We start from the raw sequence: 23327 nt of genomic DNA, 5'->3' as shown, positions 1-23327 counted from the left end.
TATGGCAACATTAACTGCAAAAAACCTCGCGAAAGCGTACAAGGGCCGCCGCGTCGTCGAAGATGTCAGTCTGACCGTCAACTCCGGCGAAATCGTGGGCTTGCTTGGCCCTAACGGTGCGGGTAAAACCACAACCTTCTACATGGTGGTGGGCATTGTCCCGCGTGACGCTGGCAACATCATCATTGATGATGAAGACATCAGCCTGCTGCCGCTGCATGCCCGCGCGCGTCGTGGCATCGGCTACCTGCCGCAGGAAGCGTCTATCTTCCGCCGCTTAAGCGTGTTCGATAACCTGATGGCCGTGCTCCAGATCCGTGACGATCTGACCAGCGAGCAGCGCACCGACCGCGCGAACGAGCTGATGGAAGAGTTTCATATTGAACACCTTCGCGACAGCCTCGGTCAGGCGCTGTCCGGCGGTGAACGCCGCCGCGTTGAGATTGCGCGCGCGCTGGCAGCAAATCCGAAATTTATCCTGCTGGATGAGCCGTTTGCGGGCGTTGACCCGATTTCGGTTATCGATATCAAACGTATCATTGAGCATCTGCGCGACAGCGGGCTTGGCGTACTGATCACGGACCACAACGTACGCGAAACGCTGGCCGTGTGTGAACGCGCCTACATTGTGAGCCAGGGCCATCTGATTGCCCACGGTACGCCGCAGCAAATCCTCGAAGATGAGCATGTTAAGCGCGTGTACCTTGGGGAAGACTTCAGACTCTGATAGGGTAGAGGTTAAGTCACGCCGAACCGGAGAAAAACGCGCTGAACATGAAGCAAGGTTTGCAATTACGGCTCAGCCAGCAACTGGCCATGACGCCGCAGCTACAACAGGCCATTCGTCTGTTGCAGTTGTCCACGTTAGAACTCCAGCAGGAGCTCCAGCAGGCGCTGGACAGCAATCCGCTGCTGGAGCAAACCGATCTTCATGACGAGGTAGATACCCAGCAAACGCAGGACACGGAAACGCTCGACACCGCCGATGCGCTCGAACAAAAAGAGATGCCGGACGAGCTGCCGCTGGATGCCAGCTGGGATGAAATCTACACCGCAGGAACGCCTTCCGGCACGCGCGCGGATTATCAGGACGACGAACTGCCGGTCTATCAGGGCGAAACCACCCAGTCGCTTCAGGACTACCTGATGTGGCAGGTGGAGCTGACGCCTTTCTCGGATACCGATCGCGCGATTGCCACCTCGATTGTCGATGCCGTTGACGACACGGGCTATTTGACCGTGACGCTGGACGATATTCTGGAAAGCATCGGCGATGACGACATTGAGATGGAAGAGATCGAAGCCGTCCTCAAGCGCGTCCAGCGTTTCGACCCGATTGGCGTCGCCGCGAAAGATCTGCGCGACTGCCTGCTGATCCAGCTTTCGCAGTTTGCCAAAGAGACACCGTGGATTGACGAAGCCCGGCTCATCATCAGCGATCATCTGGATCTGCTGGCGAATCACGATTTCCGCACCCTGATGCGCGTCACGCGCCTCAAAGAAGAGGTGCTGAAGGAAGCGGTGAATCTGATCCAGTCACTCGATCCGCGTCCGGGACAGTCGATCCAGACCAGCGAACCGGAATATGTCATTCCTGATGTGCTGGTGAGAAAGCACAACGGCCGCTGGGTCGTTGAACTGAACGCCGACAGCCTTCCTCGCCTGCAAATCAACCAGCAATATGCCTCCATGTGCACCAGCGCACGTAACGACGCCGATAATCAATACATTCGCAGCAACCTTCAGGAAGCACGATGGTTGATTAAGAGCCTGGAGAGCCGAAATGACACGCTGCTGCGCGTCAGCCGCTGTATTGTCGAACAGCAGCAGGCGTTCTTTGAACAGGGCGAAGAGTTTATGAAACCGATGGTGCTGGCAGACATCGCCCAGGCCGTCGAGATGCATGAATCAACCATTTCCCGCGTGACTACGCAGAAGTACCTGCACAGCCCGCGCGGTATTTTTGAGCTTAAGTATTTCTTCTCCAGCCACGTGAACACCGAAGGCGGCGGCGAAGCCTCGTCAACGGCCATTCGCGCACTGGTGAAGAAGTTGATCGCCGCGGAGAACCCCGCGAAGCCACTCAGTGACAGTAAGCTAACCACCATGCTGTCCGATCAGGGTATTATGGTGGCACGCCGTACTGTTGCGAAGTATCGAGAGTCTTTATCCATTCCGCCGTCTAACCAGCGTAAACAGCTGGTTTGACACAACCGATAAGGAAGACACTATGCAGCTCAATATCACCGGACATAACGTCGAGATTACTGAGGCCTTACGCGATTTTGTGAACACTAAGTTCGCAAAACTCGAGCAGTATTTCGAAAGGATCAATCAGGTCTATGTTGTGTTGAAAGTGGAGAAAGTGACGCATATCTCGGATGCGACTCTGCACGTCAACGGAGGGGAACTCCATGCCAGTGCGGAAGGGCAAGACATGTACGCGGCTATCGACGGCTTGATTGATAAGCTTGCGAGACAGCTCAATAAACATAAAGATAAACTGAAACAACACTAATTGTCCGGGCAGTTAACGGGTGCAGGACGGCCTGTTGTGAGACACAACAGGCCATTTGTACGGTTAGCGCTTAGGTGAAATTATGATAAACAACGATTCCGCTCTACAACTGAGCAATGTCCTTAACCAGGATTGTACCCGCAGTGGCGTTCACTGCCAGAGCAAAAAACGTGCGCTGGAAATTATCAGTGAACTGGCCGCAAAACAGCTGGGTCTGCCGCCGCAGATCGTGTTTGAAGCCATTCTGACCCGTGAAAAAATGGGCAGTACCGGCATCGGCAACGGCATTGCGATCCCGCATGGCAAGCTGGAAGAAGATACGCTGCGTGCCGTGGGGGTGTTTGTGCAACTGGAAACGCCTATCGCTTTTGACGCCATTGATAACCAGCCTGTGGATCTGCTCTTCGCGCTGCTGGTTCCTGCCGATCAGACCAAAACCCATCTGCACACGCTGTCGCTGGTGGCCAAACGTCTGGCGGACAAAACCATTTGTCGTCGACTGCGCTCAGCCCAAAGTGATGAAGAGCTTTATCAAATTATCACTGAAGCAGAAGGCAATCAGGATGAGGCATAATCGGGAGAAGGCCTTCAGAACGGCTGCCCTGAGGAGAAACGGAACATGGTGCTGATGATCGTCAGCGGTCGTTCGGGGTCCGGGAAATCCGTAGCCCTGCGCGCGCTGGAAGACATGGGATTTTACTGTGTAGATAACCTGCCGGTAGTGTTGTTACCCGATCTGGCGCGGACGCTTGCGGACCGGCAAATCTCTGCCGCCGTCAGTATTGACGTGCGCAACATGCCGGAATCGCCGGAAATCTTCGAGCAGGCAATGAACAATCTGCCGGAGTGTTTTTCACCGCAGCTCTTGTTCCTTGACGCTGACCGCAACACGCTGATCCGCCGCTACAGCGATACCCGTCGTTTGCATCCGCTCTCCAGTAAAAATCTGTCGCTGGAAAGCGCCATTGATAAAGAAAGCGATCTGCTTGAGCCGCTGCGTTCCCGCGCCGACCTGATTGTCGACACCTCTGAAATGTCCGTCCACGAGCTGGCGGAAATGCTGCGTACTCGCTTGCTCGGCAAGCGCGAGCGCGAACTGACGATGGTGTTTGAATCCTTCGGCTTTAAGCACGGCATTCCTATCGATGCGGATTACGTTTTTGATGTGCGTTTCCTGCCGAACCCACACTGGGATCCGAAACTGCGTCCGATGACTGGTCTGGATAAGCCCGTGGCGGCGTTCCTTGACCGACACACAGAAGTACATAATTTTATCTACCAGACGCGAAGCTACCTTGAGCTATGGTTACCTATGCTGGAAACAAACAATCGCAGCTACCTGACGGTGGCGATTGGCTGTACCGGCGGTAAACATCGTTCGGTCTATATTGCCGAACAGCTGGCCGATTACTTCCGCTCACGCGGGAAGAACGTTCAGTCCCGTCATCGCACGCTGGAAAAACGTAAAACATGACCGTAAAACAGACCGTCGAAATCACCAACAAGCTGGGCATGCATGCGCGCCCGGCGATGAAGCTGTTTGAACTGATGCAGGGTTTTGATGCTGAGGTGCTGCTGCGCAACGACGAGGGAACCGAGGCAGAAGCCAACAGCGTGATTGCGCTGCTGATGCTGGATTCTGCCAAAGGACGCCAGATTGAAGTCGAAGCGACCGGCCCGCAGGAAGAAGAAGCGCTGGCCGCGGTGATTGCCCTGTTTAATGCCGGGTTTGACGAAGACTAACGTTCGCTACGTCGGCGGGTGGCGCAACGCTTACCCGCCCTACATAAGATGATTTCGCTCCATAAACCCTTCCCCACCCAGCTGACGCATCTGGCGCATGACCCACGCCTGGCGGCTTCGCACGTAGCCTGACGGTGCGCTGGCCTTGAAACGCAGAGGGTTCGGCAGCACGGCGGCAAGCAGCGCCGCTTCGGACATACTCAGCCTGCTGGCGGGCTTGCCGAAATAACGTTGCGATGCCGCTTCGACGCCAAACACGCCGTCACCAAACTCCGCGATATTCAGATAGACGGTCAAAATGCGTTTTTTGCTCCACACCGTCTCAACGCCCAGCGTCAGCCCGGCCTCCAGACCTTTCCTCACCCAGCTACGACCGTCCCATAAGAACAGGTTTTTTACCGTCTGCTGAGACAGCGTCGACGCGCCACGCACGCGGTTTTCATGACGCTCATTATGATCCAGCGCCTTCTCGATAGCCGCCACGTCAAAACCCCAGTGCTCGGGGAATTTCTGATCTTCTGCCGCAATGACCGCCAGCCCCATCCACGGGGAGATTTCATCCATGCCGACCCAGTCTGAGTGGGCAACGTAGCCGAAATCACCTGAGAGCCAGGCGCTAATCTGCCGCTCTGCCATCACGGCGGAGAACGGGACGGGCAGGATGCTGAACAGCGCAATGCCTCCGCCCCAGAAAACGGCCAGGACCAGCACAATACGCAGCAGGATCCGTTTTAACCACCCGCCTGGGGATAATTTACGACTCATTCGGTAAGAACCAGCACTCTGTCCACCAGCTTTTCAATGCCGGCGGCAGCCTCAGCGATGTTCTGCGCCAGCATATACGCCGGCGTGGTGATGATTTTGTTGTCCTCATCCACCACAATGTCGTCGACCGGGCATGGCACGTGCTCGCCGCCCATATCCTCGATAATTTCAGCGGTATCGATGTCGGTTCCGATCGTGAGCCGCAGCGGGAAATCAAAAATCTTCGGCAGCATGGCTGGCGCAATGCAGATAAAGCCCTGCGGCTTACCCGCCGCATGCATCGCCAGCGATAGCGCTTTTAAGTCGGGATCGACCTGACACGCCGCCCCCTCAGTGGCAAACGTGCTCAGGTTTTTCGCCGCGCCAAAGCCGCCCGGCACGATGAGCGCATCAAGTTCAGCGGCATCGGCCTGTGCCAGCGGATGAATATCTCCACGCACAATACGTGCCGCTTCAATCAGCACGTTACGGCTTTCCGCCATTGGCTCGCCGGTAAGATGATTCATTACGTCTGCTTGAGTTTTATCCGGCGCGAAGCAGATAACGTCTGCCCCCTGGCGCGATAATGCCAGCAGCGTTAATACGGTTTCATGTATCTCTGAACCATCGTAAACGCCACATCCGCTCAGCACGACACCCACTTTCTTCATTCTGACGATCCTTCTAAGCAACTCGCCGAAGCACATTAAAAATTCTGATTAAAACGCTATGCTTCACACATTTCACTGATTCATGTAACAAACTGTTTAAGATTTGCTATCTTATCTGCGTGCGGCCTCAATTTTCAGGCGGCGTCCATGCGAAAACAACCCATAAAAATCAGGCGCAGCCACGATTTCCCTGGTGTTGGCGCAGTATTCGCGCACCCCGGTATAGCCGGGGTCATTTTTTTCTGGATTCCACCCAGGCTTTCAGCACCGCCACATCGTTCTGCCACTCCTGTTTCATCTCTTCAACCCAATCACCCACGTTATCTTCCCACGCAGGTAAATCAGGCGACTGAATCTGTTGGCCCAGCTGCTGGAGATGGCGTAACCCGACGGAGCCAGCCGCGCCCTTGATTTTATGTCCCTCTTCGACGATGCCCTTCTGGTCACGCGCCGTCAGGTTAGATTCGAGCACGTTCAGATAGCCCGGCATCATTTTTTCGAACACGGCCAGACCGTCGGTGATCAGTTTTGGTCCCACCAGATCGATATACTGCTCCAGCATGGCGGTATCGAGTATCGCTTGGGCTTTGGCGCTATCAACAGACGTCATGGTGCTCTCCTCTTCATCACAGGTATCCCAGAACTTCTTGATCATCGCCGTCAGGGCGGGTACCGCCAGCGGCTTGCTGAGCACATCGTCCATACCGGCCTCGAGGTACTCTTTTTTATCTTTCAGCACGTTTGCGGTCAGCGCCACCAGCGGCGGCAGCTCGTCAGGGGCGTACTTGCGCGTCAGCTCGCGGGAGATATCCAGCCCGGTCATGTCCGGGAGCTGAATATCAAGCAGCACCAGGTCGTACTCGCCCGGCGTGAACATCTCCAGCGCGGCTTTGCCGGTCATTGCCACATCCACGCTGTTGCCGAGTTTTTCCAGTACCGACCGGGCAACAATGACGTTCAGCTCAATATCTTCCACCAGCAGAACGTGCAGGGCCGGTAGTGGCATATCGTCGTTCTCGAACGTATCTTCCACCTCTTCAGCGACGGCAGGCGCGTGTACGGTAAGGGTAAAGGTTGAGCCTTTACCCGGCTGGCTGGCAACGGTGATATCCCCGCCCATACTTTTCGCCAGGCGTTTCGACACCGCCAGGCCAATGCCCGTGCCCGTTGCCGGTTTACCGCCGTGGCTGTCTTTAACCTGATAATACATGGCGAAGATCTTGTCCTGCTCCTCCTGAGGAATGCCGATACCCGAGTCCTCAACTTCAAAGTGCAGCATGTCCCCTTCGTCATAACGAATGCGCACCGCTACCTGCCCCTTCTGGGTAAACTTCACGGCGTTGCTGATGAGGTTCCACAGGATCTGACGCAGCCGCGTGCCGTCCGTCACCACTTTATGCGGCAGCGGCAGCGTCGGCTCCATCACAAAGCTCAACCCTTTTTGCTGGGCCTGCAAACCTGACAGGTTCTCCAGGTCCGCAAGGAAGCCGGTAAAATCAACCGGCTGGTTGTCGAGCTGAACCTTACGGCGCTCCATCTTATCCATATCGATAATATCGTTGAAGATATTGCCCAGCGTGACCGCCGAAACGTGGATCGTTTTGAGGTATTTTTCCTGCTCGCTGGTCAGGTCGGTATCCAGCAGAATGCGGCTCAGCCCCACAATGCCATTAAGCGGCGTACGCAGCTCATGGCTGATGGTGGAGATGAAGGTGGTCTTGTCACGGCTGGCGCGCTCCAGCGCATCCTGATAGCGCTTACGCTCGGTGATATCGCGGCCAAAGCCCATCAGACCATGACGTTTACCCACCCGATCGTAATAAGGCACTTTGCGGATCTCAAAGCAGGCTTTGCGCCCGTCGGGGTAGTCCAGCCACTGCTCGTAGGTCAGCGAGACGTTATGGCGGAAGACTTTTTCATCCGTCTCCATCACTTTTGCCGCCGCCTCTTCGGAATAGACGTCCTGCGGCTTCAGGTGGATCAGCTGCTTTTCGCTTTTCCCGGTCAACAGCTCCATGGCCCGGTTACAGCCGGAAAACTCTTTATCTTCGTTACGGTAGAACACCAGATCCGGCGATGCATCGAGGAACGAGCGCAGGAAAGAGGATTGCTGTTCAAGCTGGATCTGCGTGACTTCACGCTCTTTCATCTCAATTTTGAGCTGCTCCAGCGTGGTCTGGCGCTCGGCTTCCGCCTTCTCTCGGTCTGAAATTTCCTGATTCAGCTGGGCAATATTGTCCTTGAGCTGGACGTTGAGCTTGAGATCGCGTTCGCGCATCTCTTCCAGCTTATCCACCAGCTTTGATAAACGCTGTCGGGACTCCTCCAGTTGCTCGACCACCACGGAGAGGAAATAGACCGCCCACGGGGTAATCAGCAGGCCAAAGAAAATAGAGCGGATGACGTCGATGCTCTCGACCTGGCCATGCAGAACCATGGTGACGGCCATTTGCACGACGATGGCCAGAACGACCAGCGCCAGCGCCAGCAGCATGGAAAAACGTACCAGCCCGAGCTTCATCATCAGATCGACGTAGTACTGGGCCAGCATTCGAATTTGCTTCATAGAGGATCCCTTCACGACTTTATCGCTCAATAATACTCAAATTCACGGCGAGGCGTTGCAGGTTGTGAGAAAAAGTGCGGAGTGAAACAGGAGATTAGCCTCGCCCCCGAGCAACCGGGGGCGAGGATGAAGGTTTATCAGGAACGTTTTAGCAGCATCCAGAGGCTGATCAGGAAGAAACTGGCGCTCGGCAACAGCGCGCCGATAATTGGCGGAATGCCGTACACCAGCGTCAGCGGACCAAAAATCTGATCGAGGACGTAGAACACGAAACCAAAGCTGATACCGGTTACCACGCGAACCCCCATCGGCACGCTACGCAGTGGGCCAAAGATGAACGACAGCGCCATCAGCATCATCACCGCCACCGACAGCGGCTGGAAGATTTTGCTCCACATGTTGAGCTGGTAACGCCCCGCATCCTGTCCGCTGGACTTCAGATACTTCACGTAGTTATGCAGACCGCTGATGGAGAGCGCATCGGGGTCAAGCGCCACGACGCCGAGCTTGTCTGGCGTCAGGTCGGTTTTCCAGGTACCGCTGACGGTCTGCGAGCCGGTGATCTGTTTCGGGTTCGTCAGGTCAGATTCATCAACCTGTGATAACCGCCACAGCTTATTGTTGGCATCAAATTTGGCAGAGGCGGCATAACGCACGGACTGCAAGCGACGCTGGTCGTTAAAGGCATAAATACTCACGCCGCCCAGCTCGTCATCACCCTTCACGCGTTCGATATAGACGAAGTTCTGACCGTCTTTCGCCCATAACCCCTGCTGCGTGGAGAGCAGTGAACCGCCGTACATCGCCTGAGCACGGTAGTTACGCGCCATCTGTTCGCCCTGCGGCGCAACCCATTCGCCGATCGCCATTGTCAGCAGCACCAGCGGGATCGCGGTTTTCATCACCGACAGCGCAACCTGCATACGGGTAAAGCCCGATGCCTGCATCACCACCAGTTCGCTACGCTGAGCCAGCATCCCCAGGCCCAGCAGCGCACCCAGCAGGGCCGCCATCGGGAAGAAGATCTGCACATCTTTTGGCACGCTGAGCAGGGTATACATTCCGGCGCCTAACGCGTCGTAACTCCCCTGCCCGGCTTTTTTCAGCTGGTCGACAAATTTGATAATGCCCGAGAGCGACACCAGCATGAACAGGGTCATCATGATGGTGGTAAAAATTGTTTTACCGATATAGCGGTCAAGTACGCCAAACGCCTGCATTAGATGGCTCCTTTACGCGTAAACCGGGCACGTAGACGACGCACAGGCACCGTGTCCCACAAGTTGAGTCCGACTGCCAGCAGCAGATACAAACCATTCACGACCCAGGTCCAGATCATCGGGTCAATTTTGCCTTTCCCGCCGTTAGACTTGATCGAGGTTTGCAGCAGGAAGAACACCAGATACAGCAGCATCGCCGGCAGCATCGACAGCACGCGGCCCTGACGCGGATTCACCACGCTCAGCGGCACCACCATCAGCGCCATCATAAATACGGTGAATACCAACGTGATACGCCAGTGCAGCTCAGCACGGGCACGATCGGTATCGGTATTGATTAAGGTGCGCATGTCCATCTGCTCGGTATCCGTAGGATCGAGCGCGACGGCCTGGTGACCAATAATGGCCTGGTAGTTCTGGAAGTCCGTAATGCGGAAGTCGCGCAGCATTGCCGTGCCTTCGAAACGCGTTCCTTTGTTCAGCGTGACGACCTGAGAGCCATCTTTACGCTGCGCCAGCTGGCCGGAATTCGCCACCACCACCGAAGGGCGAGCGTTACCTTTCGGGCGCAACTGAGCAAGAAACACGTCGTTGAAGCGGTTGCCATCAACGCTTTCGATAAACAGAACGGAATTACCGTCGGTCGCCTGCTGGAACTGCCCCTGCGCCAGCGCCGCCAGCCCCGGGTTAGCTTTTGCTTCCGCCAGCACCTCATCCTGATGGCGAGAGGATGTCGGCCCCGCCCACATGACGTTGACCGCGGCAACAATGCCCGTGAACAGCGCCAGCACCATAGCTGCTTTTACCAGTACGGCCTTACTGAGGCCGCAGGCATGCATCACAGTGATTTCACTTTCGGTATAGAGCCTACCCAGCGTCATCAGCAAACCGAGGAAAAGGCTTAACGGCAGAATAAGCTGCGCCATTTCCGGCACGCCAAGCCCGAGCAGGGAAAGCACCAGATTCGTTGGGATTTCGCCATCAACCGCCGCGCCGAGGATCCTGACCAGCTTCTGACAGAAAAAGATCAGAAGGAGGATAAAGAGGATCGCCAGTTGGCTCTTCAGCGTCTCCCGAACCAGATATCTTATGATTATCACTTTAAATACGCCCGTTAAAACTCGTCTTATGCAGGAATTTAGCTTGTTTCATGGCTTAAACGTCATTTATTCTCTTGAGTCGTCGAAATCATCGCTAAGATTAAAAAACCCGGCGGATTCGCGCTTCATGACATTTATTGACGTGTCGAAACCGTAGTAACGTAAGATTAACACGAAGTCACCACAACGGCGGACATGAGTTACGAAAGGTTTCAATTCTATCCGTAGCCGCCGCCGTTGTCTTTAAGATTCAGGAGCGTAGTGCATGGAGTTCAGTGTAAAAAGCGGTAGCCCGGAGAAACAGCGGAGTGCCTGCATCGTTGTGGGCGTCTTTGAACCACGCCGACTCTCCCCGATCGCCGAGCAACTCGATAAAATCAGCGACGGCTATATCAGCGCCCTGCTGCGCCGTGGCGAACTGGAAGGCAAACCAGGGCAGACCCTGTTGCTGCACCATGTTCCGAACGTCCTGTCCGAGCGTATTCTGCTGATTGGCTGCGGTAAAGAACGTGAGCTTGATGAGCGCCAGTACAAACAGGTTATTCAGAAAACCATTAATACACTGAATGATACTGGTTCAATGGAAGCGGTCTGCTTCCTGACCGAGCTGCACGTTAAGGGCCGCAACACGTACTGGAAAGTACGCCAGGCCGTCGAAACCGCAAAAGAGAGCCTCTACAGCTTCGATCAGCTGAAGACCACCAAAAGCGAGCCGCGTCGACCGCTGCGTAAAATGGTCTTTAACGTGCCAACCCGTCGCGAGCTGACCAGCGGCGAGCGCGCTATTCAGCACGGCCTGGCCATTGCTGCGGGCATTAAAGCCGCTAAAGATCTTGGCAATATGCCGCCAAACATCTGTAACGCCGCGTATCTGGCCTCTCAGGCGCGCCAGCTGGCTGACTCCTACAGCAAGAACGTTATCACCCGCGTCATCGGCGAACAGCAGATGAAAGAGCTGGGGATGCACTCTTATCTGGCGGTCGGTAACGGCTCTCAGAACGAATCCCTGATGTCGGTCATCGAATACAAAGGCAATCCGTCTGAAGACGCGCGTCCGATCGTGCTCGTCGGTAAAGGGCTGACCTTTGACTCCGGCGGTATCTCCATCAAGCCTTCAGAAGGCATGGACGAGATGAAGTACGACATGTGCGGCGCGGCGGCGGTTTACGGTGTGATGCGCATGGTTGCGGAGCTTCAGCTGCCCATCAACGTGATCGGCGTGCTGGCAGGCTGCGAAAACATGCCTGGCGGTCGCGCGTATCGCCCGGGCGATGTCCTGACCACCATGTCCGGCCAGACCGTGGAAGTGCTGAACACCGACGCGGAAGGCCGTCTGGTGCTGTGCGACGTGCTGACCTACGTTGAGCGTTTCGAACCAGAAGCGGTCATTGACGTGGCCACCCTGACCGGTGCCTGCGTGATTGCCCTGGGCCACCACATCACCGGCCTGATGTCGAACCACAATCCGCTGGCGCATGAGCTGATTGGCGCATCCGAGCAGGCTGGCGACCGCGCATGGCGTCTGCCGCTGGGGGACGAGTTCCAGGAACAGCTGGAGTCAAACTTCGCGGACATGGCTAACATTGGTGGTCGTCCTGGCGGCGCAATTACCGCAGGCTGCTTCCTGGCGCGCTTCACCCGTAAATATAACTGGGCGCACCTGGACATCGCGGGGACCGCATGGCGCTCCGGTAAAGCCAAAGGCGCAACCGGACGTCCGGTTGCCCTGCTGTCGCAGTTCCTGCTTAATCGTGCGGGTTTTAACGGCGACGAGTGATGTAATGTGCCGGGTGGCGGCTTCGCCTTACCCGGCCTACACGCCACTCAACCGTAGGCCGGGTAAGCGAAGCGCCACCCGGCTTTGCATTTAAATCCACGACAAGAAGCCCCATATATGAAGAATGCAACGTTCTACCTTCTGGACAACGACACCCATCAGGATGGCCTCAGCGCCGTTGAACAGCTGGTGTGTGAAATTGCCGCAGAACGTTGGCGCGCAGGTAAACGCGTACTGATTGCCTGTGAAGATGAGCAGCAGGCTATTCGCCTGGATGAAGCGCTGTGGGCGCGCCCGCCGGAACGTTTTGTTCCGCATAACCTGTCGGGCGAAGGTCCACGCGGCGGGGCACCGGTCGAAATAGCCTGGCCGCAAAAACGCAACAGCAGCGCGCGCGACATTCTCATTAGCCTGCGGACAGACTTTGCAGATTTTGCCACCGCTTTCACAGAAGTGGTAGACTTTGTCCCTTACGAAGAATCTTTGAAACAACTGGCGCGCGAACGCTACAAAGCGTACCGCCTGGCCGGTTTTAACCTGAATACGGCAACCTGGAAATAATGGAAAAGACATATAACCCACGCGATATCGAACAGCCGCTTTACGAGCACTGGGAACAGCAGGGCTATTTCAAGCCTAACGGCGACGAAAGCAAAGAGTCCTTCTGCATCATGATCCCGCCGCCGAACGTCACCGGCAGTTTGCATATGGGGCATGCTTTCCAGCAGACCATCATGGATACCATGATCCGCTACCAGCGCATGCAGGGCAAAAACACCCTGTGGCAGGCGGGGACTGACCACGCGGGTATCGCGACCCAGATGGTGGTTGAGCGTAAAATTGCCGCTGAAGAAGGTAAAACCCGCCACGACTACGGTCGCGACGCGTTCATCGACAAAATCTGGCAGTGGAAGGCGGAATCCGGCGGCACCATTACCCGTCAGATGCGCCGTCTCGGCAACTCCGTGGACTGGGAGCGCGAGCGCTTCACCATGGACGAAGGCCTGTCCAACGCCGTGAAAGAAGTTTTTGTCCGTCTGTACAAAGAAGACCTGATTTACCGCGGCAAGCGCCTGGTGAACTGGGACCCGAAACTGCGCACCGCGATTTCTGACCTCGAAGTGGAAAACCGCGAGTCTAAAGGCTCCATGTGGCACATCCGCTATCCGCTGGCCGACGGCGCAAAAACCGCAGACGGTAAAGATTACCTGGTGGTCGCCACGACGCGTCCGGAAACCCTGCTGGGCGATACCGGCGTGGCCGTGAACCCGGAAGATCCGCGCTATAAAGATCTGATCGGCAAATTCGTGGTGCTGCCGCTGGTGAACCGCCGCATTCCGATTGTGGGCGACGAACACGCCGACATGGAAAAAGGCACCGGCTGCGTGAAAATCACCCCGGCGCACGACTTCAACGACTATGAAGTGGGCCGTCGTCACGCCCTGCCGATGATCAACATTCTGACCTTCGACGGCGATATCCGCGAAAGCGCAGAAGTGTACGACACCAAAGGCAACGAATCCGACGTTTACTCCAGCGAGATCCCGGCTGAGTTCCAGAAGCTGGAACGCTTTGCCGCGCGTAAAGCCATCGTAGCCGCCGTTGATGCGCTCGGCCTGCTGGAAGAGATTAAGCCTCACGATCTGACCGTGCCGTACGGCGACCGTGGCGGCGTGGTTATTGAGCCAATGCTGACCGACCAGTGGTACGTCCGTGCCGACGTGCTGGCGAAACCGGCTGTGGAAGCGGTTGAGAACGGCAGCATTCAGTTCGTGCCGAAGCAGTACGAAAACATGTACTTCTCCTGGATGCGCGACATTCAGGACTGGTGTATCTCCCGTCAGCTGTGGTGGGGACACCGCATCCCGGCGTGGTACGACAACGAAGGCAACGTCTACGTTGGCCGCACCGAAGAGGAAGTGCGTCAGGAAAACAACCTGGGCGCTGACGTGGCGCTGCGCCAGGACGAAGACGTGCTGGATACCTGGTTCTCCTCCGCGCTGTGGACCTTCTCCACCCTCGGCTGGCCGGAAAACACCGACGCGCTGCGTCAGTTCCACCCAACCAGCGTGATGGTCTCCGGCTTCGACATCATCTTCTTCTGGATTGCCCGCATGATCATGATGACCATGCACTTCATCAAAGACGAAGACGGCAAGCCGCAGGTTCCGTTCCATACCGTCTACATGACCGGCCTGATCCGCGACGATGAAGGCCAGAAGATGTCCAAATCCAAGGGTAACGTTATCGACCCGCTGGACATGGTTGACGGGATCTCTCTGGAAGAGCTGCTGGAAAAACGTACCGGTAATATGATGCAGCCGCAGCTGGCTGAGAAAATCCGCAAGCGTACCGAGAAGCAGTTCCCGAACGGGATTGAGTCTCACGGTACCGACGCCCTGCGTTTCACCCTGGCGGCGCTGGCCTCTACCGGTCGCGACATCAACTGGGACATGAAGCGTCTGGAAGGTTACCGTAACTTCTGTAACAAGCTGTGGAACGCCAGCCGCTTCGTGCTGATGAACACCGAAGATCAGGATTGCGGCTTTAACGGCGGCGAAATGACCCTGTCTCTGGCAGACCGCTGGATCCTGGCGGAATTTAACCAGACGGTGAAAGCGTTCCGCGACGCGCTGGACAGCTACCGCTTCGATATCGCAGCGGGCATTCTGTACGAATTCACCTGGAACCAGTTCTGCGACTGGTATCTGGAGCTGGCGAAGCCGGTCATGAACGGCGGTTCCGAAGCGGAGCTGCGCGGCACGCGTAATACGCTAATTACCGTTCTGGAAGGCCTGCTGCGCCTGGCGCACCCGATTATTCCGTTCATCACCGAAACCATCTGGCAGCGCGTGAAGGTCATTGCCGGTATTAACGCCGATACCATCATGCTCCAGCCGTTCCCGGCCTTCGACGCCGCGAAAGTGGATGAAGCCGCGTCTGCGGATACCGAGTGGCTGAAGCAGGCGATCGTTGCGGTACGTAACATCCGTGCAGAAATGAACATCGCGCCGGGTAAACCACTGGAGCTGCTGCTGCGCGGTTGCAGCGACGCTGCCGTTCGTCGCGTCACCGAGAACAACACCTTCCTGAAAACCATGGCGCGTCTGGAAAGCATCACCGTGCTGCCTGCCGATGACAAAGGTCCGGTTTCCGTGACAAAAATCATCGACGGTGCGGAGCTGCTGATCCCGATGGCGGGCCTGATCGACAAAGACGCTGAGCTGGCTCGTCTGGCGAAAGAAGTGGCGAAAGTCGACGTGGAAATTGCAAAAATCGAAGGCAAACTGGCGAACGAGGGCTTTGTGGCCCGCGCGCCGGAAGCGGTCATCGCCAAAGAGCGTGAGCGTCTGGTTGCCTTCGCCGATGCGAAGACCAAACTGATCGAGCAGCAGGCCGTTATCGCCGCTCTGTAATATCATGAAAACGCCGGAGGCTCTCTTCGGCGTTTTCTTTTATAAGGCATTTTTTATTCGTACCAGCTTCCCGTCAGGCATGGTTATCCAGTAATACTCACTCCCGCTGAAAGAAAACCTTTCGTAGGTTGCCGTGTCGAATTCAACATCAAGAAGAATATTTTTTTCGATACAGTGCTTCTCCGTATCATTTTTCGGAGGAAAACAATACAGATCGCCATCGCTGGATGTTTGAATATCAGCAAATCCGCTGCCAATATCCCAAAAAGTAATAGTATAAGAATCGCTCGAAGGAATATTGTATATTTTCTTCAGCTCTTCTTTATGTTCCAGGTACCAGTGAATTCGCCCCCACTCGGTTAATGGAAAGTGATTCACTACAATATCGTATGACTCGAACCTTCTATCTTTGCTCGCGAACTGCTCTAACACAAACGTAGGGTCGTATTCAACCTGACTCCCTGCCCGGATAACAGTGACAGGTCGTTGTGTCCACAGCAGGTAGCTGAATATCAGTAACACCAGACTCCCGATAACGACTTTAGATTTCGAATTCATACTCCACCCTTAACAGGAATATGCGCACTAAAGTTAGTCATAAATGGCTTGAATGCATAATCACGATGTCGTTGCAGGAAAAACCAGATGCGGAAAAAGCGCAAATTTTTATAAAGTTCGTTAGCAATATCTTCTCTGCCGAGGCCAAAATGATCCTGCCCTTTAAAAGAAAGCAATCCCTCCCATGACATGGCATAGCGCTGGAAACGTACTAATTTGATTTGTTGCGCATAAACATCATGTATGCTTATCCCCAAACCATTAAACCTATCAATAAAACGATTGAATTTTGGTAATCTCAAATGATTTATTTTTCCTTTCAAATCCTTAAAAAAACGATAATCCAGACTTGCTTGCCGCTTCAAATATAAATGATTATCTATCGCCTCCCAAATTTTCCTCAGCACATCATTTGTTCCAACACCCTTGATGATCTCTTCATACGCGTGGTTCAAACGGACACCAGTCCATGGGTGCCCGTTGCCGTAATGAAAATGGTCGATTAGCTCACCAATAAGAGGAGCATACAACCCGCTAGCAAATTGCGTAGATAGCTCTTTCATCTCATCGAACATAATATCTGCGCAGTGCTGCCGGCTAATCGGCCTTCCCTGCTTTTGCTGAAGTCCGAATCCGAAAGCATGGGTGTTAAAACTAGCCATCATATCAAATTTCAAACACCTGAATGGGTCGACACGAGCAGAAATGTCCTCCAGACCCAGTTGCTGAAAGTCCCAATCGTTCAAATCGCCACACTGCATATCATCAGTATAATAATTTTCGAAACGATGGAACGTTAAAAAAATCTCACACGGCAGAGACATTGATAAAAGCGCATCTATATTCATAATTCATCAATCTTATAAATAATATAACTCCCCTTTAAACCAGAAGGTAATTTAAGAGAAATTTAAAAAATAAAACTTGAGCAATGCAACGAAAAAACGGGTTAAAGATGAAAAATTTTCGCATGGTAAATATCGGTCTTGCATGAGAGAAAAGAGGGTGGTATCAAATATCACTATGATAAATTGTTTTTCGATTGAGTAACAAAATGAGTTCCACGCAGTCCCTCCCTACACTCCGCCGGATATCCACCAGCGACAACCCGGCTATCGCCGCCGTTATCCGCACGGTCTCTGCCGAATACGGTCTGACCGCCGACAAAGGCTACACCGTGGCCGACCCGAATCTGGACGAACTTTTTCAGCTGTACAGCCAGCCGGGTCATGCGTACTGGGTCGTCGAGCAGGACGGACAGGTCGTGGGCGGTGGCGGCATTGCCCCCCTGCTTTGCAGCGAGCCGGATATCTGTGAACTACAGAAAATGTATTTTCTGCCCGCGATACGCGGCCAAGGCCTGGCGAAAAAGCTGGCGCTGATCGCCCTGGAACATGCACGCTCACAGGGCTTTAAACGTTGCTACCTCGAAACCACCGCGTTCCTTAAAGAGGCCATTGGCCTGTATGAACATCTGGGCTTTGAGCATATCGACGCGCCACTGGGCTGCACGGGCCACGTGGACTGCGAAGTCAGAATGCTGAAAAGTCTATAAGTTTCGTTCCTGCCGTCTTCTGTTAAGCGACTGTAAACTGAATGCTCTACACTCTCAGTTCACACCAAAACAGGGGAAACGCGATGTCGAAGATAAAAAGCTACGCCGCACCGCAGGCGGGTGCAGAACTAGAGCTGTATGAGTACGATGCGGGCGAACTAAAAGCGGAAGACGTCGAGGTACAGGTTGATTACTGCGGGATCTGCCACTCGGATCTCTCGATGATCGACAACGAATGGGGCTTTTCCAGCTATCCGCTGGTTGCCGGACACGAAGTGATTGGTCGCGTTGCGGCGCTCGGCAGCGCCGCGCAGGACAAAGGGCTGAAAGTGGGCCAGCGCGTGGGCATTGGCTGGACGGCACGCAGCTGCGGCCATTGCGACGCCTGTATCAGCGGTAATCAGGTTAACTGCACCGAAGGCGCTGTTCCTACCATCCTCAACAAAGGCGGCTTTGCCGATAAGCTTCGCGCGGACTGGCAATGGGTTATCCCGCTGCCGGACAGCATTGATATTGAATCCGCAGGTCCGCTGCTGTGCGGCGGTATCACCGTCTTCAAACCGCTGCTGATGCACCACGTCACCGCCACCAGCCGCGTGGGCGTAATCGGTATTGGCGGTCTGGGGCATATTGCCATCAAACTGCTGCACGCGATGGGCTGTGAAGTGACGGCGTTCAGCTCCAACCCGGCAAAAGAGCAGGAAGTGCTGGCGATGGGTGCAGACAAGGTGGTGAACAGCCGCGATCCTGAAGCGCTGAACGCGCTGGCTGGGCAGTTTGACCTGATCATTAACACCGTCAACGTTGATCTCAACTGGCAGCCGTACTTTGAAGCCCTGGCCTACGGCGGTAACTTCCACACCGTGGGCGCGGTGATGAAGCCGCTGCCGGTTCCGGCGTTTACCCTGATCGGCGGCGATCGCAGCATATCCGGCTCGGCTACCGGCACGCCATATGAGTTGCGCAAGCTGATGAAGTTTGCCGGCCGCACCAAAGTGGCGCCGACCACCGAGCTTTATCCGATGTCGAAAATCAACGAAGCGATCCAGCACGTACGCGACGGTAAAGCCCGTTACCGCGTGGTGTTGAAAGCGGATTTCTGATATGAGTTTGCCGGGTGGCGGCTTCGCCTGACCCGGCCTACTTTTGCTACTGCGCCAATATATTAAACACTTCCGCCACCGCGACCGCCCCGGGATCCATCACCCCATCCAGGTTTTCCTTGTTAACATACGACGAGCGTCCCGCTCCCGCTTTCGCCATTTTCGCCGTGGCTTCGGCGCCCTGCTGCGCAGCCCGTGCCGCCGCCTGAATAGTGCCTTTCTGTAACGCTTCCAGCGCCGGTTGCAGGGCGTCGATCAGCGTGCGATCCCCGAGATCGGCCCCGCCGTACTGCTTCATCTGCGCCAGCCCGCTCAACAGCGCATCCGGCAGGGATTGGCCGTCATGCAGCTTTTGTCCGGCCGCCGTAAAGAAGATCGACATCAATACGCCGCTCGATCCCCCCATCACCGTTGCCAGCCGCTCGCCCACCAGCAGGAGTAAAGTCGGCACGTCGTTAAGGGGCAGGTTGTTCTCCTCCAGACGCTGCGCAATATCCCGCGCCCCTTGCGCAAAGGTTGAGCCGGTATCGCCGTCGCCCACTTTGGCATCCAGCGCGTTCAGGCGATTTTCAAGCTGAATCAATGTATTCGTCACCGAGGAGACGAACCCGCCCACCTGCGGATTGTCCGACGGGGAATATTCCACGCGGTCGTGAAGGGCGCTATGTGAGACGGTACGCAGGGGCGCAAACGCGACGGGCTTCTGCCAGCCCAGCGTCTCAACCTCGGCGTGAATCGCCTTCTCAACGTAATCGTTGAGCTTTAACAGCGTCAGCGAAAAGCCTTTCATATCCAGCGCGCTCACCAGCGGCGCGGGGCCAATCAGGTAAGCGATCTCCGCTTTCAGCGCTGAATGTGCCAGCTCTTTGGTGAGCAGAGCCATCTCCAGCGCGGACACGCCGCCGAGGTTGTTGATCAGCACCGCAAAGCGTCCTTCACCCGCCTGGGCTTTCAGCGGCGTCACCAGCGTATCGATAATCGCCCTGCTGTTTTGCGTATCCACCACCGATGCTCCCGGCTCGCCGTGAATACCCAGCCCCAGCTCCACGTGGCCCTGTTTGATCCGTCCTTCTTCGTCATCGCTCCCCGGCAGGTTGCAGGTTTGCATCGCAACGCCCAGGCTCCAGAGGTTATCGCAGGCCTGTTGCGCAATATCCCGCACCTCGGTGAGCGATTTCCCCTGCTCTGCCGCATATCCCGCAATCTTGTGCACCAGCGCGGTTCCTGCGATACCGCGCGGCTGCTTGTTATCCGGCAGGGCGATGTCATCCGCCACGATAACCATTTCCACCTTCAGGCCGTAGCGTTTGGCTTTCTCCGCGGCCAGGCCAAAGTTAAGCCGGTCACCGGTATAGTTTTTTACGATCAGCAGGCAGCCACGATCGCCCGTCACCGCCACAATGGCGTTGAGAACCGCATCCACGCTTGGGGAGGCAAACAGATCGCCACACACCGCGGCGGTGAGCATGCCTTTACCGACAAAGCCGGCATGCGCCGGTTCGTGGCCGGAGCCGCCACCGGAGATCACCGCCACGCGGCTTTTATCCCAGTCGCCGCGCGCCACCACCCGGATGGCCGGATCGATATCGAGTTTGACGAGATTACCGTGCGGCGCGGAGAGGAGTATGCCTTCAATGGCGTCGTTGACAAGCTGTTTGCGGTCGTTAAAAAAGAATCTGGACATAGTTTCCCAAAAATTTGTTTACCGTATGCAAAAGCATAGTTCGCACTGGATAATGCGCCGCAAAGTGAGGAATTTACGCAGACATTTTGCCGTCAGGTTGCCTATACTCCACCCAGGACTACGAGAGGACGTGCATCATGAGTACACCATTGTTAATCGCCAGGACGCTGGAAAAAGAGCTGTTTTTACTGCCCGCGATGACGAACCGTCATGGCCTGATCACAGGCGCGACCGGGACGGGGAAAACCGTCACCCTGCAAAAGCTGGCGGAGTCATTGTCAGACATTGGCGTGCCGGTCTTTATGGCTGACGTGAAGGGCGATTTAACCGGGGTGGCTCAGGAAGGTACGGCGTCAGAAAAACTGCTCGAGCGCCTGAAAAATATCGGCATCACGGACTGGACGCCGCACGGCAATCCTGTCGTGTTATGGGATATCTTCGGCGAAAAAGGGCACCCGGTGCGCGCCACCGTCTCCGATCTCGGTCCTTTGCTGCTGGCCCGTCTGCTTAATCTTAACGACGTACAGTCCGGGGTGCTGAACATTATCTTCCGTATCGCCGACGATCAGGGGCTGCTGCTGCTTGATTTCAAAGATCTGCGCGCCATCACCCAGTACATCGGCGATAACGCCAAATCCTTCCAGAACCAGTATGGCAATATCAGCAGCGCCTCAGTCGGTGCCATTCAGCGCGGGCTACTGACGCTGGAGCAGCAGGGTGCCGAGCACTTCTTCGGCGAGCCGATGCTGGATATCAAGGACTGGATGCGCACCGACAGCAACGGCAAAGGCATTATCAACATTTTGAGTTCAGAAAAGCTCTACCAGATGCCGAAGCTCTACGCCGCCAGCCTGCTGTGGATGCTCTCTGAGCTGTACGAACAGCTGCCAGAAGCAGGCGATCTGGAAAAACCCAAACTGGTCTTCTTCTTTGACGAAGCGCACCTGCTGTTCAACGACGCGCCGCAGGTGTTGCTGGATAAAATTGAACAGGTTATCCGCCTGATCCGCTCCAAAGGCGTTGGGGTCTGGTTTGTGTCGCAAAACCCGTCGGATATTCCTGACAACGTGCTGGGGCAGCTGGGCAACCGCGTACAGCACGCCCTGCGCGCCTTTACGCCGAAAGATCAGAAAGCCGTCAAAGCCGCCGCGCAAACCATGCGTGCCAATCCGGCCTTTGATACCGAAGCGGCCATTCAGGCGTTAGGCACCGGCGAAGCGCTGATTTCGTTCCTGGACGCAAAAGGCAGCCCGACAGTTGTCGAGCGCGCCATGGTGATCGCGCCCTGCTCGCGCATGGGGCCGGTGACGGACGATGAACGCAACAGCCTGATTAACCACTCTCCCCTCTACGGGAAGTATGAAGACGAGGTGGATCGCGAATCCGCGTTCGAGATGCTGCAAAAAGGGGTGCAGGCGACTGCCGAATCGCAGGAAGCGCCTGCCGCCAAAGGGCAATCTGTTGCCGTGGATGACGGTATTCTCGGCGGGCTGAAAGATATTCTGTTCGGCAGCACCGGGCCACGCGGCGGCAAGCGCGATGGCGTAGTGCAGACCATGGCAAAAAGCGCGACGCGTCAGATTACCAATCAGATAGTGCGCGGCATGCTGGGAAGCCTGCTAGGCGGCCGTCGCCGGTAGCGGGGGAACCCACGGACGGCCCAGCGCCGACCCCTGCACACCGTGTTCACGCAGATAACGGTCAATTTCTACCATCCCCGTCCAGCGGTTCTCGCACCACAGCGGTGCCAGAAGCGTTGGGCGGCGGGCGCTTGCCGAGATACGGTGATAAACAATGTCCGGCGGCGTGTGGCGTATCATCTCCCCCGCCGTCACCGTATAGTCGTCGAGTTCGATACCGCTTAACCGCCCCGCTTCCCAGGCTTTCGCCATTATGCTGCCCTTTACGATGTGCAGCGGATGCAGCTTGATCCCGTCCACGCCGGTCTCAACAACTTTTTCCAGCGTCTCCAGGCCATGCTGCTGCCCCTCTCCGGGCAAGCCGACAATCAGATGCGAACAGACTTTCAGGCCACGCTCGCGGGCGAGACGCGTGGTGCGCTGGTAGCAGGCGAAATCATGCCCGCGATTGATACGGTGCAGGGTTTTATCGTGCGCGGTCTGCAAGCCCAGCTCCAGCCAGATCTCGTAGCCCTTCTCTCTGTACTCGCTAAGTAAATCCAGCACCGCCTCCGGTACGCAGTCCGGGCGCGTACCCACGCACAGCCCGACAATATTCGCCTGAGCGACCGCCTGCTGATACATAGAGCGTAATACCTGCACCTCCGCCCACGTGCTGGTGTAGGCCTGAAAATAGGCCAGATATTGCCTGGCACGGTTCACGAGGCTGGCCTGATGCGCGAGCTGTTCTGCGATAGATTTATGCTGCTGGGCTTCGTCAGCAAACGACGCCACGTTGCAGAACGTGCAGCCACCACGCCCGATGGTGCCGTCGCGGTTCGGACAGCTAAAGCCGCCGTGCAACGTCAGCTTATGCACCTTTTGCCCGTAACGCTGCAAAAGATCCCCACCAAACATATTGACTAATTTCTGTAACTGCATAATCTGATAGACCGTCCCGAAGAAAGGGGACAAGCCTGCCATTTTTAGCCTCTGTCGGCGATGACCTGGATCAATCGCCCTGGACGGCCTTTATCTATTTGAATAAATAAT

General features: G+C 55.8%; 21 protein-coding genes. 12 read left to right on the top strand and 9 right to left on the bottom strand.

From position 1 onward, the window contains the following. Window position 1 precedes the first annotated feature (1 nt). From lptB to npr, 6 genes are all read left to right on the top strand, one after another. Window positions 2-727, top strand: a complete 726-nt coding sequence (gene lptB, locus IM267_RS05970) for an LPS export ABC transporter ATP-binding protein (RefSeq protein WP_003861862.1) — start codon at window positions 2-4, stop codon at window positions 725-727. Window positions 728-774: 47 nt separating this feature from the next. Continuing rightward, the gene (gene rpoN, locus IM267_RS05965) at window positions 775-2208 is read left to right on the top strand and encodes an RNA polymerase factor sigma-54 (protein WP_064910003.1); all 1434 of its coding nucleotides are present in this window, start codon (window positions 775-777) and stop codon (window positions 2206-2208) included. 22 nt (window positions 2209-2230) lie between these two features. Then, window positions 2231-2518 carry a ribosome hibernation promoting factor gene (hpf, locus tag IM267_RS05960; RefSeq protein ID WP_003861866.1) on the top strand — a complete coding sequence of 96 codons (288 nt, stop codon included), beginning with the start codon at window positions 2231-2233 and terminating at the stop codon, window positions 2516-2518. A gap of 82 nt (window positions 2519-2600) precedes the next feature. Further along, window positions 2601-3092, top strand: coding sequence for a PTS IIA-like nitrogen regulatory protein PtsN (ptsN, locus tag IM267_RS05955; RefSeq protein ID WP_003861869.1), 492 nt, complete (start codon window positions 2601-2603; stop codon window positions 3090-3092). 45 nt (window positions 3093-3137) lie between these two features. Further along, the gene (rapZ, locus tag IM267_RS05950) at window positions 3138-3992 is read left to right on the top strand and encodes an RNase adapter RapZ (RefSeq protein ID WP_063451028.1); all 855 of its coding nucleotides are present in this window, start codon (window positions 3138-3140) and stop codon (window positions 3990-3992) included. Beyond that, window positions 3989-4261, top strand: coding sequence for a PTS phosphocarrier protein NPr (gene npr / locus IM267_RS05945; RefSeq protein WP_003861872.1), 273 nt, complete (start codon window positions 3989-3991; stop codon window positions 4259-4261). The genes rapZ and npr overlap by 4 nt, the downstream gene beginning before the upstream one ends. Before the next feature lie 39 nt (window positions 4262-4300). On the opposite strand, the gene mtgA is transcribed toward npr, so the two are convergent. The 5 genes from mtgA to lptF form a co-directional block, all read right to left on the bottom strand. Continuing rightward, on the bottom strand, window positions 4301-5026 hold the full coding sequence (mtgA, locus tag IM267_RS05940; RefSeq protein WP_193033004.1) for a monofunctional biosynthetic peptidoglycan transglycosylase: 726 nt from the start codon (window positions 5024-5026) through the stop codon (window positions 4301-4303). Further along, a complete protein-coding gene (gene elbB, locus IM267_RS05935) occupies window positions 5023-5676 on the bottom strand; it encodes an isoprenoid biosynthesis glyoxalase ElbB (RefSeq protein ID WP_193033003.1) in 654 nt (217 codons plus the stop codon). The genes mtgA and elbB overlap by 4 nt, the downstream gene beginning before the upstream one ends. A gap of 232 nt (window positions 5677-5908) precedes the next feature. Beyond that, entirely contained in the window at window positions 5909-8242 is a 2334-nt protein-coding gene (gene arcB, locus IM267_RS05930; RefSeq protein ID WP_193033002.1) for an aerobic respiration two-component sensor histidine kinase ArcB, read from the bottom strand. Window positions 8243-8379: 137 nt separating this feature from the next. Next, a complete protein-coding gene (gene lptG / locus IM267_RS05925; protein WP_063451024.1) occupies window positions 8380-9462 on the bottom strand; it encodes an LPS export ABC transporter permease LptG in 1083 nt (360 codons plus the stop codon). Beyond that, complete coding sequence (gene lptF / locus IM267_RS05920) at window positions 9462-10562, bottom strand: LPS export ABC transporter permease LptF (protein ID WP_193033001.1); 1101 nt, start codon at window positions 10560-10562, stop codon at window positions 9462-9464. The genes lptG and lptF overlap by 1 nt, the downstream gene beginning before the upstream one ends. 265 nt (window positions 10563-10827) lie before the next feature. Between lptF and pepA the strand changes: the two genes are divergently transcribed. The 3 genes from pepA (at window position 10828) to IM267_RS05905 (ending at window position 15755) form a co-directional block, all read left to right on the top strand. Continuing rightward, window positions 10828-12339 carry a leucyl aminopeptidase gene (pepA, locus tag IM267_RS05915; RefSeq protein WP_063451022.1) on the top strand — a complete coding sequence of 504 codons (1512 nt, stop codon included), beginning with the start codon at window positions 10828-10830 and terminating at the stop codon, window positions 12337-12339. A gap of 117 nt (window positions 12340-12456) precedes the next feature. Further along, on the top strand, window positions 12457-12900 hold the full coding sequence (gene holC / locus IM267_RS05910; protein WP_193033000.1) for a DNA polymerase III subunit chi: 444 nt from the start codon (window positions 12457-12459) through the stop codon (window positions 12898-12900). Further along, window positions 12900-15755, top strand: coding sequence for a valine--tRNA ligase (locus tag IM267_RS05905; protein WP_063867560.1), 2856 nt, complete (start codon window positions 12900-12902; stop codon window positions 15753-15755). Before holC ends, IM267_RS05905 begins: the two co-directional genes overlap by 1 nt. A 39-nt stretch (window positions 15756-15794) precedes the next feature. On the opposite strand, the gene IM267_RS05900 is transcribed toward IM267_RS05905, so the two are convergent. Continuing rightward, the gene (locus IM267_RS05900) at window positions 15795-16313 is read right to left on the bottom strand and encodes a DUF943 family protein (RefSeq protein WP_112791859.1); all 519 of its coding nucleotides are present in this window, start codon (window positions 16311-16313) and stop codon (window positions 15795-15797) included. Next, window positions 16310-17161: a DUF3289 family protein gene (locus IM267_RS05895; protein WP_193032999.1), complete on the bottom strand. Its 852-nt coding sequence runs from the start codon at window positions 17159-17161 to the stop codon at window positions 16310-16312. The genes IM267_RS05900 and IM267_RS05895 overlap by 4 nt, the downstream gene beginning before the upstream one ends. Before the next feature lie 206 nt (window positions 17162-17367). On the opposite strand from IM267_RS05895, the gene IM267_RS05890 reads away from it, so the two are divergent. Continuing rightward, window positions 17368-17868, top strand: a complete 501-nt coding sequence (locus IM267_RS05890) for a GNAT family N-acetyltransferase (RefSeq protein ID WP_112791861.1) — start codon at window positions 17368-17370, stop codon at window positions 17866-17868. Window positions 17869-17951: 83 nt separating this feature from the next. Then, window positions 17952-18971 carry an NAD(P)-dependent alcohol dehydrogenase gene (locus IM267_RS05885; RefSeq protein WP_063867558.1) on the top strand — a complete coding sequence of 340 codons (1020 nt, stop codon included), beginning with the start codon at window positions 17952-17954 and terminating at the stop codon, window positions 18969-18971. A 46-nt stretch (window positions 18972-19017) separates the two neighbouring features. Here IM267_RS05885 and IM267_RS05880 read toward each other — a convergent pair whose 3' ends face one another. Further along, complete coding sequence (locus IM267_RS05880; protein ID WP_193032998.1) at window positions 19018-20655, bottom strand: dihydroxyacetone kinase subunit DhaK; 1638 nt, start codon at window positions 20653-20655, stop codon at window positions 19018-19020. Between the two features lie 137 nt (window positions 20656-20792). Here IM267_RS05880 and IM267_RS05875 point away from each other — a divergent pair, with 137 nt between their 5' ends. Further along, window positions 20793-22295, top strand: coding sequence for a helicase HerA-like C-terminal domain-containing protein (locus IM267_RS05875; RefSeq protein WP_131637526.1), 1503 nt, complete (start codon window positions 20793-20795; stop codon window positions 22293-22295). Here the strand turns inward: IM267_RS05875 and IM267_RS05870 are convergent. Continuing rightward, a complete protein-coding gene (locus IM267_RS05870; protein ID WP_131637556.1) occupies window positions 22275-23216 on the bottom strand; it encodes a TIGR01212 family radical SAM protein in 942 nt (313 codons plus the stop codon). The two genes, IM267_RS05875 and IM267_RS05870, sit on opposite strands and share 21 nt — an antisense overlap. Window positions 23217-23327 lie beyond the last annotated feature (111 nt).

This window comes from Enterobacter cloacae complex sp. P15RS, assembly GCF_014895905.1.
In the GTDB taxonomy this organism is placed as follows: Bacteria; Pseudomonadota; Gammaproteobacteria; order Enterobacterales; family Enterobacteriaceae; genus Enterobacter; species Enterobacter quasihormaechei.
Note: the sequence above shows the minus strand (reverse complement) of the source record. Positions and strands in the feature narration are given on the sequence as shown.

Excerpts from the sequence above, each read along its gene's own strand:
- IM267_RS05900 (WP_112791859.1), bottom strand. The coding sequence starts at position 16,313 with ATGAATTCGAAATCTAAAGTCGTTATCGGGAGTCTGGTGTTACTGATA.
- IM267_RS05890 (WP_112791861.1), top strand. The coding sequence starts at position 17,368 with ATGAGTTCCACGCAGTCCCTCCCTACACTCCGCCGGATATCCACCAGC.
- IM267_RS05870 (WP_131637556.1), bottom strand. The coding sequence starts at position 23,216 with ATGCAGTTACAGAAATTAGTCAATATGTTTGGTGGGGATCTTTTGCAG.
- IM267_RS05880 (WP_193032998.1), bottom strand. The coding sequence starts at position 20,655 with ATGTCCAGATTCTTTTTTAACGACCGCAAACAGCTTGTCAACGACGCC.
- npr (WP_003861872.1), top strand. The coding sequence starts at position 3,989 with ATGACCGTAAAACAGACCGTCGAAATCACCAACAAGCTGGGCATGCAT.
- IM267_RS05875 (WP_131637526.1), top strand. The coding sequence starts at position 20,793 with ATGAGTACACCATTGTTAATCGCCAGGACGCTGGAAAAAGAGCTGTTT.
- arcB (WP_193033002.1), bottom strand. The coding sequence starts at position 8,242 with ATGAAGCAAATTCGAATGCTGGCCCAGTACTACGTCGATCTGATGATG.
- mtgA (WP_193033004.1), bottom strand. The coding sequence starts at position 5,026 with ATGAGTCGTAAATTATCCCCAGGCGGGTGGTTAAAACGGATCCTGCTG.
- ptsN (WP_003861869.1), top strand. The coding sequence starts at position 2,601 with ATGATAAACAACGATTCCGCTCTACAACTGAGCAATGTCCTTAACCAG.
- lptB (WP_003861862.1), top strand. The coding sequence starts at position 2 with ATGGCAACATTAACTGCAAAAAACCTCGCGAAAGCGTACAAGGGCCGC.
- holC (WP_193033000.1), top strand. The coding sequence starts at position 12,457 with ATGAAGAATGCAACGTTCTACCTTCTGGACAACGACACCCATCAGGAT.
- hpf (WP_003861866.1), top strand. The coding sequence starts at position 2,231 with ATGCAGCTCAATATCACCGGACATAACGTCGAGATTACTGAGGCCTTA.
- IM267_RS05905 (WP_063867560.1), top strand. The coding sequence starts at position 12,900 with ATGGAAAAGACATATAACCCACGCGATATCGAACAGCCGCTTTACGAG.
- pepA (WP_063451022.1), top strand. The coding sequence starts at position 10,828 with ATGGAGTTCAGTGTAAAAAGCGGTAGCCCGGAGAAACAGCGGAGTGCC.
- rpoN (WP_064910003.1), top strand. The coding sequence starts at position 775 with ATGAAGCAAGGTTTGCAATTACGGCTCAGCCAGCAACTGGCCATGACG.
- IM267_RS05895 (WP_193032999.1), bottom strand. The coding sequence starts at position 17,161 with ATGAATATAGATGCGCTTTTATCAATGTCTCTGCCGTGTGAGATTTTT.
- lptG (WP_063451024.1), bottom strand. The coding sequence starts at position 9,462 with ATGCAGGCGTTTGGCGTACTTGACCGCTATATCGGTAAAACAATTTTT.
- IM267_RS05885 (WP_063867558.1), top strand. The coding sequence starts at position 17,952 with ATGTCGAAGATAAAAAGCTACGCCGCACCGCAGGCGGGTGCAGAACTA.
- elbB (WP_193033003.1), bottom strand. The coding sequence starts at position 5,676 with ATGAAGAAAGTGGGTGTCGTGCTGAGCGGATGTGGCGTTTACGATGGT.
- rapZ (WP_063451028.1), top strand. The coding sequence starts at position 3,138 with ATGGTGCTGATGATCGTCAGCGGTCGTTCGGGGTCCGGGAAATCCGTA.